17 protein-coding genes and 1 pseudogene are annotated in these 16,289 nt (G+C 55.7%); 11 read left to right on the forward strand and 7 right to left on the reverse strand.

The window, feature by feature from the left end:
• The first annotated feature begins 16 nt into the window (after positions 1 to 16).
• The 5 genes from LQ215_RS09325 (at position 17) to LQ215_RS09340 (ending at position 5,623) form a co-directional block, all read left to right on the forward strand.
• Entirely contained in the window at positions 17 to 2,836 is a 2,820-nt protein-coding gene (locus LQ215_RS09325; protein WP_230149131.1) for an RHS repeat domain-containing protein, read from the forward strand.
• Entirely contained in the window at positions 2,836 to 3,273 is a 438-nt protein-coding gene (locus tag LQ215_RS09330) for a hypothetical protein (protein ID WP_230149134.1), read from the forward strand. The genes LQ215_RS09325 and LQ215_RS09330 overlap by 1 nt, the downstream gene beginning before the upstream one ends.
• Before the next feature lie 357 nt (positions 3,274 to 3,630).
• Positions 3,631 to 4,734 (forward strand): RHS repeat domain-containing protein, encoded by a 1,104-nt coding sequence (locus LQ215_RS09335; RefSeq protein ID WP_230149135.1) that lies wholly within the window; start codon positions 3,631 to 3,633, stop codon positions 4,732 to 4,734.
• Between the two features lie 87 nt (positions 4,735 to 4,821).
• A complete protein-coding gene (locus LQ215_RS29745; RefSeq protein ID WP_436839565.1) occupies positions 4,822 to 5,106 on the forward strand; it encodes a DUF6973 domain-containing protein in 285 nt (94 codons plus the stop codon).
• On the forward strand, positions 5,093 to 5,623 hold the full coding sequence (locus tag LQ215_RS09340; protein ID WP_230149137.1) for a hypothetical protein: 531 nt from the start codon (positions 5,093 to 5,095) through the stop codon (positions 5,621 to 5,623). Before LQ215_RS29745 ends, LQ215_RS09340 begins: the two co-directional genes overlap by 14 nt.
• Before the next feature lie 191 nt (positions 5,624 to 5,814).
• Here LQ215_RS09340 and LQ215_RS09345 read toward each other — a convergent pair whose 3' ends face one another.
• On the reverse strand, positions 5,815 to 6,549 hold the full coding sequence (locus LQ215_RS09345) for a helix-turn-helix domain-containing protein (protein ID WP_230149138.1): 735 nt from the start codon (positions 6,547 to 6,549) through the stop codon (positions 5,815 to 5,817).
• Positions 6,550 to 6,661: 112 nt separating this feature from the next.
• On the opposite strand from LQ215_RS09345, the gene LQ215_RS09350 reads away from it, so the two are divergent.
• Entirely contained in the window at positions 6,662 to 7,279 is a 618-nt protein-coding gene (locus LQ215_RS09350) for a YebB family permuted papain-like enzyme (protein ID WP_230149139.1), read from the forward strand.
• Positions 7,280 to 7,353: 74 nt separating this feature from the next.
• Positions 7,354 to 8,742, forward strand: a complete 1,389-nt coding sequence (locus LQ215_RS09355; RefSeq protein ID WP_230149140.1) for an FAD-binding oxidoreductase — start codon at positions 7,354 to 7,356, stop codon at positions 8,740 to 8,742.
• Between the two features lie 67 nt (positions 8,743 to 8,809).
• Here LQ215_RS09355 and LQ215_RS09360 read toward each other — a convergent pair whose 3' ends face one another.
• A complete protein-coding gene (locus LQ215_RS09360) occupies positions 8,810 to 9,361 on the reverse strand; it encodes a cytochrome b (RefSeq protein ID WP_230149142.1) in 552 nt (183 codons plus the stop codon).
• A 281-nt stretch (positions 9,362 to 9,642) separates the two neighbouring features.
• On the opposite strand from LQ215_RS09360, the gene LQ215_RS09365 reads away from it, so the two are divergent.
• On the forward strand, positions 9,643 to 9,804 hold the full coding sequence (locus LQ215_RS09365) for a DUF2986 domain-containing protein (protein WP_064503197.1): 162 nt from the start codon (positions 9,643 to 9,645) through the stop codon (positions 9,802 to 9,804).
• A 1-nt stretch (position 9,805) separates the two neighbouring features.
• Here the strand turns inward: LQ215_RS09365 and LQ215_RS09370 are convergent, their stop codons facing one another.
• Positions 9,806 to 10,543 carry a class I SAM-dependent methyltransferase gene (locus LQ215_RS09370; protein ID WP_230149148.1) on the reverse strand — a complete coding sequence of 246 codons (738 nt, stop codon included), beginning with the start codon at positions 10,541 to 10,543 and terminating at the stop codon, positions 9,806 to 9,808.
• 205 nt (positions 10,544 to 10,748) lie between these two features.
• Between LQ215_RS09370 and arsH the strand changes: the two are divergent.
• Positions 10,749 to 11,481 (forward strand): annotated as a pseudogene (arsH, locus tag LQ215_RS09375) (arsenical resistance protein ArsH).
• Between the two features lie 40 nt (positions 11,482 to 11,521).
• Here the strand turns inward: arsH and LQ215_RS09380 are convergent.
• Together LQ215_RS09380 and LQ215_RS09385 are read right to left on the reverse strand one after the other, a co-directional pair.
• On the reverse strand, positions 11,522 to 12,169 hold the full coding sequence (locus LQ215_RS09380; RefSeq protein ID WP_230149150.1) for a DUF998 domain-containing protein: 648 nt from the start codon (positions 12,167 to 12,169) through the stop codon (positions 11,522 to 11,524).
• Positions 12,170 to 12,247: 78 nt separating this feature from the next.
• Positions 12,248 to 12,553 carry an NIPSNAP family protein gene (locus tag LQ215_RS09385; RefSeq protein WP_230149152.1) on the reverse strand — a complete coding sequence of 102 codons (306 nt, stop codon included), beginning with the start codon at positions 12,551 to 12,553 and terminating at the stop codon, positions 12,248 to 12,250.
• Between the two features lie 156 nt (positions 12,554 to 12,709).
• Here LQ215_RS09385 and LQ215_RS09390 point away from each other — a divergent pair, with 156 nt between their 5' ends.
• Together LQ215_RS09390 and LQ215_RS09395 are read left to right on the forward strand one after the other, a co-directional pair.
• The gene (locus LQ215_RS09390; protein WP_230149154.1) at positions 12,710 to 13,009 is read left to right on the forward strand and encodes a hypothetical protein; all 300 of its coding nucleotides are present in this window, start codon (positions 12,710 to 12,712) and stop codon (positions 13,007 to 13,009) included.
• A gap of 104 nt (positions 13,010 to 13,113) precedes the next feature.
• Positions 13,114 to 14,880 carry a S8/S53 family peptidase gene (locus LQ215_RS09395; RefSeq protein ID WP_230149156.1) on the forward strand — a complete coding sequence of 589 codons (1,767 nt, stop codon included), beginning with the start codon at positions 13,114 to 13,116 and terminating at the stop codon, positions 14,878 to 14,880.
• Positions 14,881 to 14,900: 20 nt separating this feature from the next.
• Here the strand turns inward: LQ215_RS09395 and LQ215_RS09400 are convergent, their stop codons facing one another.
• Entirely contained in the window at positions 14,901 to 15,608 is a 708-nt protein-coding gene (locus LQ215_RS09400; RefSeq protein ID WP_230149158.1) for a class I SAM-dependent methyltransferase, read from the reverse strand.
• 111 nt (positions 15,609 to 15,719) lie between these two features.
• The gene (locus tag LQ215_RS09405) at positions 15,720 to 16,256 is read right to left on the reverse strand and encodes a dihydrofolate reductase family protein (RefSeq protein ID WP_230149166.1); all 537 of its coding nucleotides are present in this window, start codon (positions 16,254 to 16,256) and stop codon (positions 15,720 to 15,722) included.
• Positions 16,257 to 16,289 lie beyond the last annotated feature (33 nt).

A 16,289-nucleotide genomic window follows, 5' to 3' on the forward strand; every position in this document is an offset into this window, starting at 1 on the left:
TCAGAAGGATCTGAATATGAACACATTGACATGCAAGGTTGCTCTGCTCGCCCTCGCTTTGGGCGGAACCATTACCACCCTTCCTCTTTGCCAAGCTGCTGAACGTGGCTGGTCGTTCACCTATAATACCCAGGGGCAGTTGGAGTCGTCAGATGGGCCCCGAACAGATGTAAGTGACATTACACGCTATGAATACGATGCCAAAGGACATCTGGCACGCATTATCAACGCGCTCGGGCACACCACCACATTTTCCAACTTTGACGTCGCCGGCAACCCTGAGACAGTTGTCGATCCCAATGGGGTTATTACAAACCTGACCTATGCGTCACAAGGCTGGGTGAAATCGCTGAGTACCGCTACCGGCACAGTTCGCCTTGAACACAACGCCGTGGGCGACATCACCGAAATCATTCGCGCAGACAATAGTTGGTCGACTTTCACCTGGGACGACGCAAGGCGGCTCATTCGAGTGACCAATAACGCAGGGGAACAGATCGAATTTGATCTCGACCCGATGGGAAACCGCACTGCGGTACGGATCAAGGACAAAACCGGTCATCTGACCAAACAACATCAATGGGTGTATGACGAACTGGGACGTTTGCTACGCTCAGTGGGTGCGGCCGGCCAGACAAGCCAGACACAGTACGACCTCAACGATAATCCAATCGAGCTGACCAATCCCCGCAATTACAGCCATCAACGGGCCTTTGACTCACTGAACCGATTGGTGACGAATACTGACCCGCTTAATGGCATTACTCAACTTGAGTACGACACTCAAGACAACCTCACGCAAGTCCGCGACCCACGTGGTGCAACCACTCAATATCAATACGACGGCCTGGGAAACCTGACGCGGTTGAACAGCCCTGATAGCGGCGCCACTGACTACCAGTACGATGCCGCAGGCAACGTAACGCAACAGGTGGACGCGCGTGGTGTGGTCACGACTTTTACCTACGATGCGCTCAATCGCTTGACCGCCCGCCGCTATCCGACGAACCCGGCACTGGACGTTCAGTTCCACTACGATTCGATTGCCGCAGGTAACAAAGGCATGAGCCGACTGACCGCCTTGGAGGACATCACCGGGGTGCTGAATTACACCTACGACGCCCAAGGCAACGTTACGACCCAGCGGCAAACAGCGCCCGCAAACACAGCGACTCAACCAGAACAAATCGGCTATGGATACGATGTCGCCAATCGGTTGAGCAGGATCGATTATCCAACAGGTTTCAGCATCGTCTACTTGCGCAACACCACAGGACAAATCAGCCAAGTACAAATTCGGCAGGGCACGGGGCAGCCGACCGCGTTCGCCAGCAACATCACGTATCAACCTTTCGGTCCGCTTAAAAACCTGACCTGGGCCAACGGGACTACGCTTCAACGTACCTTCGATCTGGACTACCGGCTGACCGCTCAAACCGTTGCAGGCCAGAGCAACGCCTATACCTACGACGGCCAGGGAAACATGACTCAAATGCAACGCGACTCAGTCGACAACCATGGCTACAGCTATGACCCGCTGGATCGCCTGGTAGGAGAATCTACTGCTTTCAACCGGATGACTTACGTTTATGATCCCGCGGGTAACCGCACCCGAAAAGCGCTCAGCACGTTGATTGACAGCGAGTTGCGTGTCACCGCTGGCACGTCTTATCAGTATGGGGCGAGCAACAATCGGTTGACGCAGGCAGGCACCCACTCGGTAGACTTCGACGCGGCTGGCAACCTGACGGCAGACCGCGCCCATCGTCAGTTTTCCTACGACGAGCAGAATCGCCTGAGCGAAGTGAAAATCAAGGGTGCTGTCAAGGCTCGGTTCCGCTACAACGCTTTCGGCCAACGAACCAAAAAAATCACCTCTCAAGGCACTACAACATTTATCTACGGGTTGAGTGGTGAACTTCTTGGCGAGCACGTATTCGATAACCAAGGCAAGAAGCTGAGAAGTCAGTTTTACATCTGGCTCGAAGGGGTGCCCTTGGGCGGGATCAGTGTGAGCTACGGTGCAACGGGCGCGCCAGCAAACAGCGCCGCATTCTACCTCCATAGCGACCACCTCAACACACCGCGAATCGCAACGAACGCGGCGCGAACCAAGATATGGGAGTGGGTTTCCGATGCATTTGGTACAAAGGAAGCCAGCGGACAACTGGAAATCAACCTGCGATTTCCCGGTCAGTACTACGATGTCGAGACTGGACTCCACTATAACTATTTTCGTGATTACGACCCGAAAACTGGACGCTACATGCAGAGTGATCCGATTGGGCTCAATGGTGGCCTTAATACCTATGGGTACGTAGAGGGGAACCCAATTTCCAAGTTCGATTTCTGGGGGCTGCAATCAGCATTCCCAGGAGTCGGCGGTATGAGTGCGGATCAACTTTCTAACTACGGGAAAGCGCAATCTACTATGAGTTCACCCACAGTTCAGGCTGCACAAGCAAGGGGAGCCTCAACATGGCAGAATTTTTATGCGCCAGATTATGTCTCTGCCGAGGCAAGTGTTTATATGATGACATGCAGCGTGACTTACACCAGATATGGTGACGGATTTTGTGGCTGCGGTATTACACGCGGATACCCGAGCAGTGGGTTTGGCATAAATGCATCAGCTGGTTTTCTTCTATCCCCGCTCATGCCATCAAAACCTCAGCTGAATGACTATTTGACTGGCCATGGAGCATCGGCTAGCTATTACTACGGTTTTGGCGGTGCTTTTGCTGGAAACGCTGCCGGCGCAGCAGTAAATGTCGGAGTTGGGATTGGTGGTGGTGCGGCAACTCCTGGGTCAGTTAACAGCCAGATAAACAAATAATGAAGCACAAAGCAAACCACCTCATTCTGTCGGCCAAGGCCATTCTTGCCTTGATTATCCTATCCACTATTTTTTACTGGGCTACAAGTCAAAGAGAGCAAAAAAATAGCTACGTGGGGATTTCAGTCCTTATTCGTGAAGTTGAGAAAGTACGCCCTCCTAGTGGTGCTGTACTCATAAACGAATGGAGCAATCACAAGATGAGCACAGCAATAGTTTCAAAACGATATAAGACCGCGCTGACTCAAAGCCAAATTTTCGATTATTACAAATCAGGTCTCGAGTCAACTGGATGGAGTCGTATAGATGGTAGTGGTCTCATCAGTGAGTACTGCAAGGGGGTATTGCGTGCAGGGGTTGAGTTCAACCCCGACATAGGCTTCTACACATTCTCTATAACTTGGCGGCAGCGGATTGCAGCCAAATGCGGCACTTAATTTAATGTAAAAACCAGCAACCTGCGACAAGAATATAGCTTTGCGACGCTCATTGCATCGAAACGGCTTTGCGCTCCCCCTTCAAGCCAAACGGACTAAACGACAGACATTAAACAAATGAAACCATTATTTCTCATACTAATTACTCGAACAGATTGAAATAGTTAAATGTTTGGATAGTGGGAGCCGTTGGAACCATGAAAAAGCCAGAGTGAGCACAAGGAAAAATTGGAAATAATAATTTAAACTTGATGCCCCACCTATCAGTTTCCTAGCGTTACGGCTTGCACCAAGCCGTAACGCTTAACCGCTCATCTGACCAAACAACATCAATGGGTATATGACGAACTGGGTCGCTTGCTGCGCTCAGTGGGTGCGGCCGGCCAGACAAGCCTGACACAGTACGACCTCAACGATAATCCGATCGCGCTGACCAATCCCCGCAATCACAGTCATCAACGGGCCTTTGACTCACTGAACCGATTGGTGACGAATACTGACCCGCTCAGTGGCATCACTCAACTTGAGTACGACGTTCAAGATAACCTCACGCAAGTCCGTGACCCACGTGGTGTAACCACTCAATATCAATACGACGGCCTGGGAAACATGACTCAAATGCAACGCGACTCAGTCGACAACCATGGCTACAGCTATGACCCGCTGGATCGCCTGGTAGGAGAATCTACTGCTTTCAACCGGATGAATTACGTTTATGATCCCGCGGGTAACCGCACCCGAAAAGCGCTCAGCACGTTGATTGACAGCGAGTTGCGTGTCACCGCTGGCACGTCTTATCAGTATGGGGCGAGCAACAATCGGTTGACGCAGGCAGGCACCCACTCGGTAGACTTCGACGCGGCTGGCAACCTGACGGCAGACCGCGCCCATCGTCAGTTTTCCTACGACGAGCAGAATCGCCTGAGCGAAGTGAAAATCAAGGGTGCTGTCAAGGCTCGGTTCCGCTACAACGCTTTCGGCCAACGAACCAAAAAAATCACCTCTCAAGGCACTACAACATTTATCTACGGGTTGAGTGGCGAACTTCTTGGCGAGCACGTATTCGATAACCAAGGCAAGAAGCTGAGAAGTCAGTTTTATATCTGGCTCGAAGGGGTGCCCTTGGGCGGGATCAGTGTGAGCTACGGTGCAACGGGCGCGCCAGCAAACAGCGCCGCATTCTACCTCCATAGCGACCACCTCAACACACCGCGAATCGCAACGAACGCGGCGCGAACCAAGATATGGGAGTGGGTTTCCGATGCATTTGGTACAAAGGAAGCCAGCGGACAACTGGAAATCAACCTGCGCTTTCCCGGTCAGTACTACGATGTCGAGACTGGACTCCACTATAACTATTTTCGTGATTACGACCCGAAAACTGGACGCTACATGCAGAGCTATCCGATTGGTTTGGCGGGTGGGCTGAACACCTACAGTTATGTAATGGTAACCCGCTAAAACACGTTGACCCATTAGGCTTGGAATCTATTTTTGAGTGGTCCGCAAAAGCTGAAACCGAAGCGCAAAATAGTAAAATTACCTGGCATGCACAATGGGCCTCAAGATGCGTATAGACATTGTGTTGCATCCTGCATGATCGCCTCATCGAATTGGGGAGAAACAGTAAGTCAGTTAGCAGGCTGGGCAAATGAAATATCAAATTTCGGGCAAAATCCCAGCGAAAGAGCCATGGATGACTTTAACAACCAAGCAGGCATATGCGCAGCCAAGGGCAAAAACCCTCCTGAAAACTGCCCCCAAAGCTGCATGACACTTCTTAACAATGGAATTTTAAGGACAGAGGCAAGCTCTGAAGGTGCACACTATTAATACCACTCTTAAACTATCGAAAAAAACAGCAGCACTGATTGCTCTGGTGACTGTGATTTTTGCTGCCATTGGACTCAGATACCAAGAACCTCTGAACATTGACCGTGTTTGCGAAGGCTCTCCACCTCTGCTAATAAACAACTTAAATAGCTGCAGCCTTGTTGATCAGACATTGAATTCTCTTGAGACGGAAGGTTATAAACCTGCAATTCTAGAAAGTTCAGAAAAACACAGCGGCCTTCTGCGAAAAAAATTCTCTTTAAAAATATTTGAAGTACCAAATTACAAAATAGACAACAATACTGGCCCTGCGCAATTCAGCTTTGTAAATGGACGATTATTTGCCATTTCCTACTTTCCGAAAGCATCAGACACTGTATTCGAAAGACATCCAGCAAGTAAATCCGAGACACTGACTGTAAAACACCTGACCAACTACCAAGGATTGAAATACATATCATGGTCAAACAATCACCTTGAAACCTATATCACTTGGTGGATATCGAGGTTCTCATAAGGGCTAGCATGTGAATTACTAAACGTTACGGCTTGCCCCGAGCCGTAACGTTTCTTTAGAGGTATTTGAGCGCACGGTTTCAATGCAGCAGTTCTTACCAGTCCATAGATCTCCAAGAAAATAGGACTCCCGCCTCGCCACAAAAGCAACACATCCAGACCAGAATACCCACGCCGAAATGACCTATCGGTCTACCCCCGCTTAAGCTTCCTGAACACCTGCGGCTCCCAAACCCGCATCGCCAGCAACAGCCCAGTCCCACGTTTTTCGGACAGCGGCGCGCTCAACGATTCGTTGTGAAGCGCCGCCAGTTTGCTGCGCAACTTGTGAATTTCGACTTGCAACTGGGCGTAAGCGGGCTTGGTCAGCATGCCATGGGCAAAGTGCAGGGTTTCATCGGGGACGTCGAATCGGCTCGCCATGAAATCCGGCAGGCCCTGTCGCAGGAAGAACCCTCGGATAGGGCCGTCCGGCAGCCAATCGAAATCCCGCGCAACCAGCAACCTGATGCGATTGCCCGGCTTCAGATCCGCCAGGCCCATCCGCTCCAACACCAGCAAATGCTTGATGCACTCGGCTTTTGACACGCAGTAGGCGGACACGATGTCTTCCAGCGACCAGTGATTGAGTGCACACACCGCCACCAGCAACAACTTTTCGTTGGAGACCAGCTGCGCTTCCTGTTCACGTGTCAGCGTTTGCAGGCGTGGGGTCGATCGCTCTGCCTCCTGAAGCAATTCCGCCATCGTCAGGCCCAGCAACTCACAGAATTGGGCAAGGCGTTCGAGCGTCAGGCGACCGCTGGCCAGCAGGCGCTTCACGCTGGGCTCCGACAGGTCGAGCGCTTGAGCTACGTCGCGATAGGTCATGCCGGCGGCCTTGAGGCGTTGTTTCAGGGTGAAGATGAGTTGAGTAATCTGGGTCATAAGTATTGATATCCGATACTAGAGGTATCAGCTTAGCGAAATACTAACTAAAACGTTGCGTATTTCGCCACCTCCTCGGATGCTTGAGGCTCAGAGGAGCCGAGAGGTCAGCATGTCTATCAAAACCGTAGTGCACGTTCCCCCAACACCCGGCGGACCACCAACAGGCGATTTGCAGATTGGAGATATTGTGTTCATCCGCGTCACCGCCCGCCCGTTCCTGGAGGTCGCCAATGCGACGAACTCATGGACGAACCATGTGGGTGTGGTGGTTGACGACCTTGGCGATGAACCGTTGATTGCGGAAAGTACATTTCCGCTGGCGCGAACCACCTCGCTGACCCAGTTTCTCAAACGCTCCGAGCATGGACGCTGCACCGTCGCGAGGCTCGCTTTACCCCTCACGGACACACAACGCACGGCACTTCAGAACGCCGCTGGTCATCGCTTAGGTACGTTCTATGACACAGGCTTCAACATAAGTTCGCGGCGCCAGTTCTGTTCTCGCTTCGTTCGTGAGGTTATTGGTGAAGCGACGAACATCCAGCTCGGCGAAGTGGAGACATTTGCGACCTTGCTGCACGATAACGCCAATCCGAATCTCGCTTTCTGGCGGCTGTGGTACTTCGGTCGAATTCCGTGGCGACGTCGTACTGTCACTCCGGCCAGCCTACTTCGAAGTCCGCACGTACGCGTGGTTTTCGATTCCCGATTGAGTGGTGCTGCATGATCAACGACGCGCGAGCGCCTACCCTTCCAGGACCGTCGCCCTGTCTCACCCGGCGCAGCCTGCTTCAGGCTGGCATGACCGCGATTGCCTTCGGCGTACTGTCGCCCTGGTCGTCATGGGCGGCCTCTTCGGGCGTCCTGGTCAACGATATGACATGGCTCAACCCGGTCTGGGTGAATCGCCTGCTCGCTCCGCGCACCACCGATGAGATCCGCCAGGCATTGGTCCTATGGACGGGCCCGGTGAGCATCGGTGGTGGCCGCTACAGCATGGGCGGACAGATTGCCACCGAAGACAGCCTGCACCTCGATATGCGTCAGTTCAATCAAGTCATCCGCTATTCGCCTGAGCACAAGGTCATACGCGTACAGTCAGGCATGCGCTGGCGCGACCTGCAGACCGTCATCGACCCGGACGATCTTTCGGTAAAGATCATGCAGAGCTATGCCAACTTCACCGTCGGCGGGGCGCTGTCAGTCAATGCTCATGGGCGTTACGTGGGTGCCGGGCCGATGAGCAACTCGGTACGCGCCCTGCAACTGGTGCTCGCCGACGGCTCCGTAGTGGAAGCCTCTCGCTTTGAAAATACCGATCTGTTTCACGCAGCCATCGGTAGCTATGGCGCGATGGGGGTCATCACCGAGATCGAACTGGACCTGGTACCCAACGTCACGATGGAGCGCCAAGTACACCCTATGCCGGTTGCCGATTACCCCAGGTTCTTCAATGACCGGATCCGCGGAAACGACCAGGCAATCCTGCACAACGCCGACCTGGCGCCGCCCCACTTCGACCAAGCCACCGCCATCACCTGGTGCACCACGGAAAAAGAGCTGACTGTCGAAGATCGGCTGGTCGCACCGGGGCAATCGTACACACTGGATCAAACCATCATGTGGGGCGTGGCCAGACTCCCCGGTGGCCCGCTGATTCGCAAGGATGTGGTCGATCCATTGCGTTACCTCAGTCACCCAGTGGTACGTCGCAATTACGAGGCCAGCAGGGACGTCGCCTCGCTCGGACCGATCGCTACCCACAACAGCACCTATGCGTTGCAGGAATATTTCGTACCGGTCGCCCATTTCAACGCGTTTGCCATGCAAATGGCCAATCTATTGAAAGCCCATGACGTTGATGCGATCAACATCTCCATCCGACACTCGCCGTCCGCCCCTCATTCGTGCCTGTCCTGGGCACGGGAGGAAGTCTTTTCATTCGTACTTTATTACTGGCAACGCGTTGGCGTGGCCGACCGCGAGAAGGTCGGCGCATGGACACGCGAGCTGATCGATATTGCCCTGGCGTTCGGGGGCACTTACTACCTGCCCTATCAATCGCATGCAACGCGACAGCAATTCTCGCGTGCCTACCCTGGCGCACAACGGTTGTTCGCACTCAAGGCACGGTTCGATCCGGACAAACGATTCCGGAACAAACTTTGGGATAAGTACTATGCGAGGTAGCGTTCGGCCGAATGGCAACTACTGCCAATGACGCGCGATCCGCTTGCTACCAAGCAGAACTCGTCCATCAAGAGCGGTTTCGCCCCGGCAGCATCCGAGCCAGGGTGTTGTCACCCACCCAGTAATGATGGAACAAACCCGCCGCCGCATGCAGGCCGATCAACCAGTAGCCGCTGCTGCCGAGCAATTCGTGCCAATACTTGAGCTGTTTGGCCAAATCGGGATCCACCGCCACGGGGGCCGGCAAGAAGAACCCGAAATACGGCACGGGCTTACCGCCGGCGGCCAGCATCAACCAGGCCAGCACCGGTGTCGCGATCATCAGGCCATACAGGGCCGCATGCATCAGGTGGGAAATACCCGTCTGCCAGGCCGGCGGCGCGGGTGTGACCGGCGGGCGCGGTGTCAGGCGCCCGAACAGGCGGACCCAAACCAGTGCAAAAATGCTCAGCCCGAAGAGCCCGTGCAACCCCAGGAACAGGCTTCGCCCGGTGCTGCCACGGGGCAACAAACCCTTGATCTCGATGCAGGCATACACACCGACGAACAGCGCCAGCATCAACCAGTGCAGGGTCATCGACAGTTTTCCATAACGGTTTACGGCAATATCGCGGGTCATAACGCGCCTCGTGAAGGTCTGAAGGACTGCCGACTCATTCGCCAGCCCCGATCCGGTCGCTGGGAACCGATGCTGCCAACTTGCAGGCGAAGTCTTAAGGCAGTCTGAAGACCGACATTTCAAGAAGCTTTTTTACCTTCAAACTCCGGCGATCCGGTTGGAGACCCAAATGACTCGATCATTTTCGAGCACCGCGTGAAACCCATTACCGACGTCAGGAAAAATCCAGCGAAAACGGAAAGCTGATACCATCCGGAAATTGACATGCTGAGCAGAACGAAATGAATCGCCGCAAGAAAATAAACCAGTTATTGAAGGCGAACGCCAAAAAAGCCAGTGCCAAGCTGGCCCCCAAAAACAAGCCTCAATACATCAGCAAAGCCGACCGACTGAAACTGGCGGCTGAAGCCAGTGACGCGCCCATCACGCCCCCGGAAAGCTGATCTACGACGCTTGAGCTCCATCCTCAGACCGTTTGCACGTTAGCCAGGCGCCCCAGAAAAGACTGCTGAAGAACCGGGTAGCACGGCCGAATCCTGCATCATTCAACAGTTTTTGAACCGCAGCCTCGGAATGTGGAGGGTCGGCGCCTTGAAGAATTTTTCCAAGCTTGACCGTCACTTCTTCCGCGCTGGCGCCATGCTGTCGCCACCGTTGCCCCCAGGCCGCGAGGAGTAATGGCTGGCTGGCATACGCATATTGGTTTCCAGCGACAATCAGCGGCGCTCCCGGCTTCAGATGTGCCTGGATGGACCGTAATATTTTCAACTTGGCGTCATCCCCATCGAGATGATGGATTACACCGATCAAGGTAGCGGCATCGTACGACCCGTTGGCTACCAGGTCTTCAACATGCCCAAGGTGCATGGCGGTTCTTTCAAGCAAGTTGTTTGCGGCGAGCTGCTGCTTCGCGGCCTCCAGCATCGGCCCGGACGGATCGACGGCAGTGAAGCGCCAACCCGGCTCCAGCTTGGCCATTGCAATGATCTCTTGCGCCGTACCGCCGGCGCCCACCACCAGTATTTTCGCCGCGCTCACATTCCCAACGGTCGCCGCCAGCATGCACGCCGCCAGGTCCTGGCAGGCGTCGTATCCAGCGAGCGCAATGCGGCTCTGCCGGGCGTACTCGTTGGCCCGTGAGGTATCAAATTTTTCCGCTGAGGTGAACGAGGATGATTTCAAAGCGCAGTTCTCCGTGTGCTGAAATCAAGCTACACCGCGCTTATGGATAATAAAAATTCATTAATTTTATGCGCAGCATTCCCATAAGGAATATCGCTTTCCATCAGCAGAATTTGCGCAGTCAGCGAATTGTGGCTTGCGATAAACATATGGAAATACGAATATGCTTTTTCCCATATGTTCTGGACCGAATTGGAGCTGTGTAATGACCGAGTTCTCCAGCGAAACCCCGCATGACTTCCCAAATCTTGACCTGTCACTCTTCGACGCACCAACAGCGGACAAACTCGCCAAGAGCGCAGAACCAGAACATAAACCGCGCATACTTTTACTGTACGGATCAACCCGCGAACGCTCTTTCAGTCAGTTGCTGACCCGCGAAGCGGCGCGCCTGTTGGAGCTCATGGGCGCCGAAACCGCTATCTTCGACCCGTCCGGGTTGCCACTGCCGGACGATGCGCCCGTCGATCACCCCAAGGTGCAGGAACTGCGTGACTTGGTGATGTGGTCGGAAGGCCAGGTCTGGTGCTCGCCAGAACGCCACGGCTCGATGTCGGCGGTGTTCAAGGCACAGATCGACTGGATCCCGCTCGCATTGGGCGCGGTTCGTCCTTCCCAAGGCAAGACACTGGCGGTGATGCAGGTATGCGGCGGCTCGCAATCCTTCAACACCGTGAACCAACTTCGCGTGCTGGGTCGCTGGATGCGCATGGTCACGATCCCCAATCAATCCTCCGTCCCCAAAGCCTTCCTTGAGTTCGACGAAGCCGGGCGCATGAAGCCCTCGTCCTATTACGACCGGGTCGTCGATGTCATGGAGGAACTGATGAAGTTCACCTTGCTGGTGCGGCAGAGAAGCCTATTTGGTCGACCGCTACTCCGAGCGCAAGGAAAGCGCCGAAGCGCTCTCCAAACGTGTTAACCAGAAGTCTATCTAGGTGCAGCGATAGTAATAGGTCTTCGGTGTGATGCAGGACTTTAACGAACGTAAGCTGCTTTCACATCGGGTCCGTCCTGAAGGGCAGTTACGGCCAATGAAGCAATCCAGACCACCGAAACCCCGTAATTGAGTCGCTGGTACAGGCCGAACAAGTGACCGTCGGCCAATGCGGTCGCCATCAGCATAACCGTCACGATGGCCAGGACTACGCAGATCGCCGAGAACATGGCGAACCTGGCAGATGAAAGCAGCGACTTGCCAAGGAACGTCCACAGCGCCCCCGTCAGAGTGAGCGAGATGAACATCACCAGCCCCGCAAGATTGTGGCTCTGTTGCGAGACCGACGGTTGAACCGGCGCGCAGCCTTGATCGCAGGAAAAATAGCCGGCCGTAAAGCTTGCCAAGCCATGGATGAGAATCAGTGCCGCACTAAGCAAGGCCATCGGCGACGCCTTGAACCGTCTCGCCACGCCTATTGCGAAAAGCACGAACATCACGCCCAGCGGAAAATTGTTCACCCAGGCAGAGAAGCTGTGGGTTGGTGCTCCAACAGCGCCTAGTTGGCTCATGGCTTGATCCAGATGGCTGTAGCCTGGGTAGGCCCGCGCAGTCAGCGCAACACCCAAAAACAGCCAGAATGGAATCAGTATTCCGGAGCCTAGCAGAGCACGATCAATGGTTTTCATGTTGTGACACTCCGTGTCGTTGTGATGTCCGTTTGTGGGGTGATGTGAGATATGGCATTGATTCAAGCATCCACCTGCTCAATCAAGGACAGGGCGCAGGAAACTACGCTCATAACTCAGGATGAATCGTTGTTCCGTCGCCTGGGTCACCAATTCAACGCACTCTGGATCCTGTTCGGCGTTCCTTCGATAGGTTTCGTATTCGGCCAGGCTGGCAAAACTGAACAGGCAGTAGGCGATATTGTTGGCGCCTTCGGCGGGTAGAAAATTGCCGTGATGCTCTCCCCCCATTCGGGTCACTACTTCAATCCATTGGCGGGAGTAGCTCTCGAAAGCTGGGATCTGGTAGGGGTCAATGACGTACCTGACATGGCAAGTAATCATGGGCTCAATCCTTTGAAAACTGGAAAAAAAGGATTCTACACAGGATACGAGGCACGTCGTCGATGATTGCCAGCAGCCGAACAACTTCGTTGCTCAACGCAATGCAATCGGCCATAAGCTAGCGGTAGGTCAATCAACAACCAGGATCGAAACACCATGGATGAACGCCAAGCAACCATCAAGAACAAGATCCACGCCGTGGTGACGAGCAGCGAGTCCGACGAGATCACCTATCGGTCAGAGTGGCTCGGTTACCTGCCCTTCCCGGTTTCTCAATGGATTGAACATCAGGGTGAAAGTTTCTCCAGTGACTTTCCCTTTGATTGGACCCTTGAGGACTTGGTGAGTCTTGAGCGCACAGGGTTCTTGGAAGTACTGGAAGCTTATGAAAACCCGGAAGACAGTTTTGATCGGGATATCAGGTATCGCGTTCATGTTGGGTGTGCGCCTCGATAGCTTCTGAGCAAAGAGGCGTAATCGCTGGGTAGCGTTATTACGCTGAACGAAGCGAGCAACACAATAGTCGGAGCAACAAGACCCTCGGCAAAGAACCCTGGCTCATGCCCCTACGATCCGCTGTCTTCGCAACGTTGTTCACTCTGGCTGCCGGCACGGCAGCCGCAGCACCTGAACCGCTGCGCCTGGAAAGCCTGAAACGCTGCGGCGACCTGCTGCAAAGCCAGCGGCAGGACTGGTGCCTGACCGTACACGGACTGGGCGACGCAACGCCGCAACTGAAGCTGGGCGCGAAAGTAATACCCGCAGACACGATCCAACGCGAAGGGAACAACCTGCGCGTGCGCCTGGACAGCGCCGACTACCAGAGCGGCCCGCTCTGGCTGCAGGACGGCCCACGCGCCAGCAATGCCGCCTGGCTGACCTTGCGCAACAGTCACGTACTGGCCGCCGGAGCGGACGAAGTAGCGAAGAACATGGATGGCCTGACCACCTACGTCGACCTGGTCAGCGTGCTGATCGAGGAAGACCGTGATGGCCGCCAGGAAGCCGAGCGCCTGGCCCGCAAGTACGGGGCAACGGTGGTCGGCAGCATCGCGCCGCTGAACCTGTACCAACTTCGCCTGCCGGCCAAGGACTTGGTGCAGCGCGACGCCCTGGTGCTGCGCCTGGGCAGCGAGACCAGCGTGGACGCCGTGGTCATCGAAGAATCCTCGGCCGAAGAAACCGAGCAAGCCGCAGCCCAGCCTGAAGAACCGAAGAAGCCAGCCCTGGACTCCGATGAGTGGGCCGCGAATCGCTTTCTCGACGCGGTGAATTATTACCAACGACGCATCCCCGGGCGACAACCGCCCATCCAGCCGCAACCGGTGCGCATCGGCCTGATCGAGCGTGATGTGGATTTCGACACGACGGATTTCGCCGACTACCTCGGCGCCTGCTCGCCGCCGCGCACCTGCGTCTATGCGCGCGATGCGGACAAACCGGACAACCACGGCACGACCGTCGCCGGCATTCTCGCCGCGCGCTGGGACGACAGCGGCAACACCGGTTTTCTCCGAGGCCTGGACAAGACCAGCGGTGGCTTCGAAGTTATCGTCGAGCGCAATTCCGATGCCGGGATCACCGCCAACATCGCCGCCTCCGTCAACCTCGTGGAGGACGGTGTGCGCGTGCTCAACTGGAGCTGGGGCATCCACCGCGTCGGCGCCAAAGACATCAAGGGCGATGACGTCGACTCGCTGCTGCGCTCGGGCATCGCCATGGGCGGGTACGAGGAGTTGCTGGAGGAGTTCTTCCTCTGGCTGCGCAAGGAACATCCCGACGTCATCGTAGTGAACTCCGCCGGCAATGGATCTTCGTTCTCGGGCAGCGACGAATACCGCCTGCCTTCCTCCTTCATCACCGAGCAATTGCTGGTGGTCGGCGGGCACCAGCGCAGCGAGCGCACCGGCGTTGCCGTCGATGATCCGGCCTATGCAGTCAAGCGCAGTTCTTCGAACATCGACATGCGCGTTGACATCACCGCCGCCGCTTGCGCCCACGCCTCGACGACCAACGCCGGCCAGGACAGCGCGGTGCATTGCGGCACGTCCTACGCCACGCCCATGGTCGCTGGCCTGCTGGCGGCAATGCTGTCCATCAACCCGCAACTGCAACCCGAGCAACTGCGCATGCTGCTACGCCGCAGCGCCATGACCATTGGTGAAAATCACGACTTCGAACAGATGGACGGCGAAGACCTCACTGCGCCAATCCTGCCGTCAGAGCGCCGCTACCAACTCAACGACAAAGACGTCGGCCGCTCGGCGCGGCTGGACATGCAAAAGGCCCTGGACTTGGCCGCACAAAGCCGCGACCGGGTGCGTTAAAAGTCAAGGTCACGTCAAACTCAAGAGATGTTTGCCTTGCGCGGGCAAAACCATCCATGCATCAGGCCCGCCTGGTAGAACTGCACCGCAGCCTCGAACCCGGCAGCCTCGATGAGACCGGCGACCTGCTGTGTCGGCAGGATAGCCACGTCTCGGGCGTAGGCGGCACGAGCTCTTGCCAGCATTTGCGGCTGTACGCCTGCAGAGGACATCAGCGTCATCCAGTTGCGCAGTAGTGCCTCATAGGCAGGAGATTCGGTGTCAGCAGCGAGGTCGGTGTTTGCCAGTATTCCACCCGCTTTAAGCCGGCGGGCGATCTCGTGAAAGAACGTTATACGGGCCTGTGGCTCAAGCAAAAACTGAGACACCAGAAAACAGGTGGCGCCGTCGTGTTCAGGCTCGGCAGGCAGCGCATCAAGGTAACCCTGATGAAAACTGCAACGCGAGAGGAAGCCCTCCTTCACCGCTTTCTGCCGGCAGATATCGAGCATGGCGCCCGAGGGGTCAACAGCGGTGAAATGCCAGCCGGGGTTATGCTTGGCCAGGTGGGCCAGCTCCGCACCGGTGCCTACGCCGACGCAGAGTATCCGGGCGTTTTCCGGTAAGTCAGCGAACACCGCGTCAAGCAGGGTGTACAGGGCGTCACGAATGGGTGCCATTCCCGACCATTGCTTGTCGTAGCTGGCGGCCTGCTGGTCGAATAGGGCCTTGAGTTCTTCATTGCGCATGGAGAGCATCTTCCTTTGCATGGTGATGGGATGTACCGCGATGGATGCGGCTACGCTTTGAGTATCCCAGGGCTGTCAAGCCCCACCGGTTGTGCGGCATTGAATCGCCAGTCATGGAACCAGTCGGTAGGTGGACTGCACCAGCCCTGAAGGAAAGCAGCGGCTGGATACCAGTTTCAAATCCACATCCCGCTCAAGCCCGCCGAACAACGGCCGTCCCGAGCCGATCAACACGGGAACGGTGGTGATCACTATATCGGTGACCAACCCCTCGCGCAGGAACGACTGCACCACCCGCCCACCATCCACATAGACACGCTGCACGCCTTGGCTCGCCAGCTCCGCCATCAAATCCTTGGGGGCCAGATTGGAGAAACGCAGCTTGCCCTTCAACGCCTCGGGCACTGGCGAACCGGCCAACTGCTCGGACAGCACCACCACGGGCCGATCGTAGAACCAGGTGTCGAAGGTCCGCACCTTTTCATAGCTCCCGCGCCCCATCACGATCACGTCCTTGTCGGCGATGAAGGCTGGATAGCCGTGGTCTTCGGACGGGTCGTCGCGCTGTAGAAGCCAGTCGATGTCACCGTCGGGGCGGGAGATGAAGCCATCCAGGCTGGTGGCGATGAAAACGTGGGCGGTGGGCATTTTGAGGGGGCCTTTGTCGGGGGGTGTATTGAG

Source organism: Pseudomonas brassicacearum (genome assembly GCF_918698105.1).
Taxonomy (GTDB): domain Bacteria; phylum Pseudomonadota; class Gammaproteobacteria; order Pseudomonadales; family Pseudomonadaceae; genus Aquipseudomonas; species Aquipseudomonas brassicacearum_F.

Excerpts from the sequence above, each read along its gene's own strand:
- LQ215_RS09325 (WP_230149131.1), top strand. The coding sequence starts at position 17 with ATGAACACATTGACATGCAAGGTTGCTCTGCTCGCCCTCGCTTTGGGC.
- LQ215_RS09330 (WP_230149134.1), top strand. The coding sequence starts at position 2,836 with ATGAAGCACAAAGCAAACCACCTCATTCTGTCGGCCAAGGCCATTCTT.
- LQ215_RS29745 (WP_436839565.1), top strand. The coding sequence starts at position 4,822 with ATGCACAATGGGCCTCAAGATGCGTATAGACATTGTGTTGCATCCTGC.
- LQ215_RS09345 (WP_230149138.1), bottom strand. The coding sequence starts at position 6,549 with ATGACCCAGATTACTCAACTCATCTTCACCCTGAAACAACGCCTCAAG.
- LQ215_RS09350 (WP_230149139.1), top strand. The coding sequence starts at position 6,662 with ATGTCTATCAAAACCGTAGTGCACGTTCCCCCAACACCCGGCGGACCA.
- LQ215_RS09355 (WP_230149140.1), top strand. The coding sequence starts at position 7,354 with ATGACCGCGATTGCCTTCGGCGTACTGTCGCCCTGGTCGTCATGGGCG.
- LQ215_RS09360 (WP_230149142.1), bottom strand. The coding sequence starts at position 9,361 with ATGACCCGCGATATTGCCGTAAACCGTTATGGAAAACTGTCGATGACC.
- LQ215_RS09365 (WP_064503197.1), top strand. The coding sequence starts at position 9,643 with ATGAATCGCCGCAAGAAAATAAACCAGTTATTGAAGGCGAACGCCAAA.
- LQ215_RS09380 (WP_230149150.1), bottom strand. The coding sequence starts at position 12,169 with ATGAAAACCATTGATCGTGCTCTGCTAGGCTCCGGAATACTGATTCCA.
- LQ215_RS09385 (WP_230149152.1), bottom strand. The coding sequence starts at position 12,553 with ATGATTACTTGCCATGTCAGGTACGTCATTGACCCCTACCAGATCCCA.
- LQ215_RS09390 (WP_230149154.1), top strand. The coding sequence starts at position 12,710 with ATGGATGAACGCCAAGCAACCATCAAGAACAAGATCCACGCCGTGGTG.
- LQ215_RS09395 (WP_230149156.1), top strand. The coding sequence starts at position 13,114 with ATGCCCCTACGATCCGCTGTCTTCGCAACGTTGTTCACTCTGGCTGCC.
- LQ215_RS09400 (WP_230149158.1), bottom strand. The coding sequence starts at position 15,608 with ATGCGCAATGAAGAACTCAAGGCCCTATTCGACCAGCAGGCCGCCAGC.
- LQ215_RS09405 (WP_230149166.1), bottom strand. The coding sequence starts at position 16,256 with ATGCCCACCGCCCACGTTTTCATCGCCACCAGCCTGGATGGCTTCATC.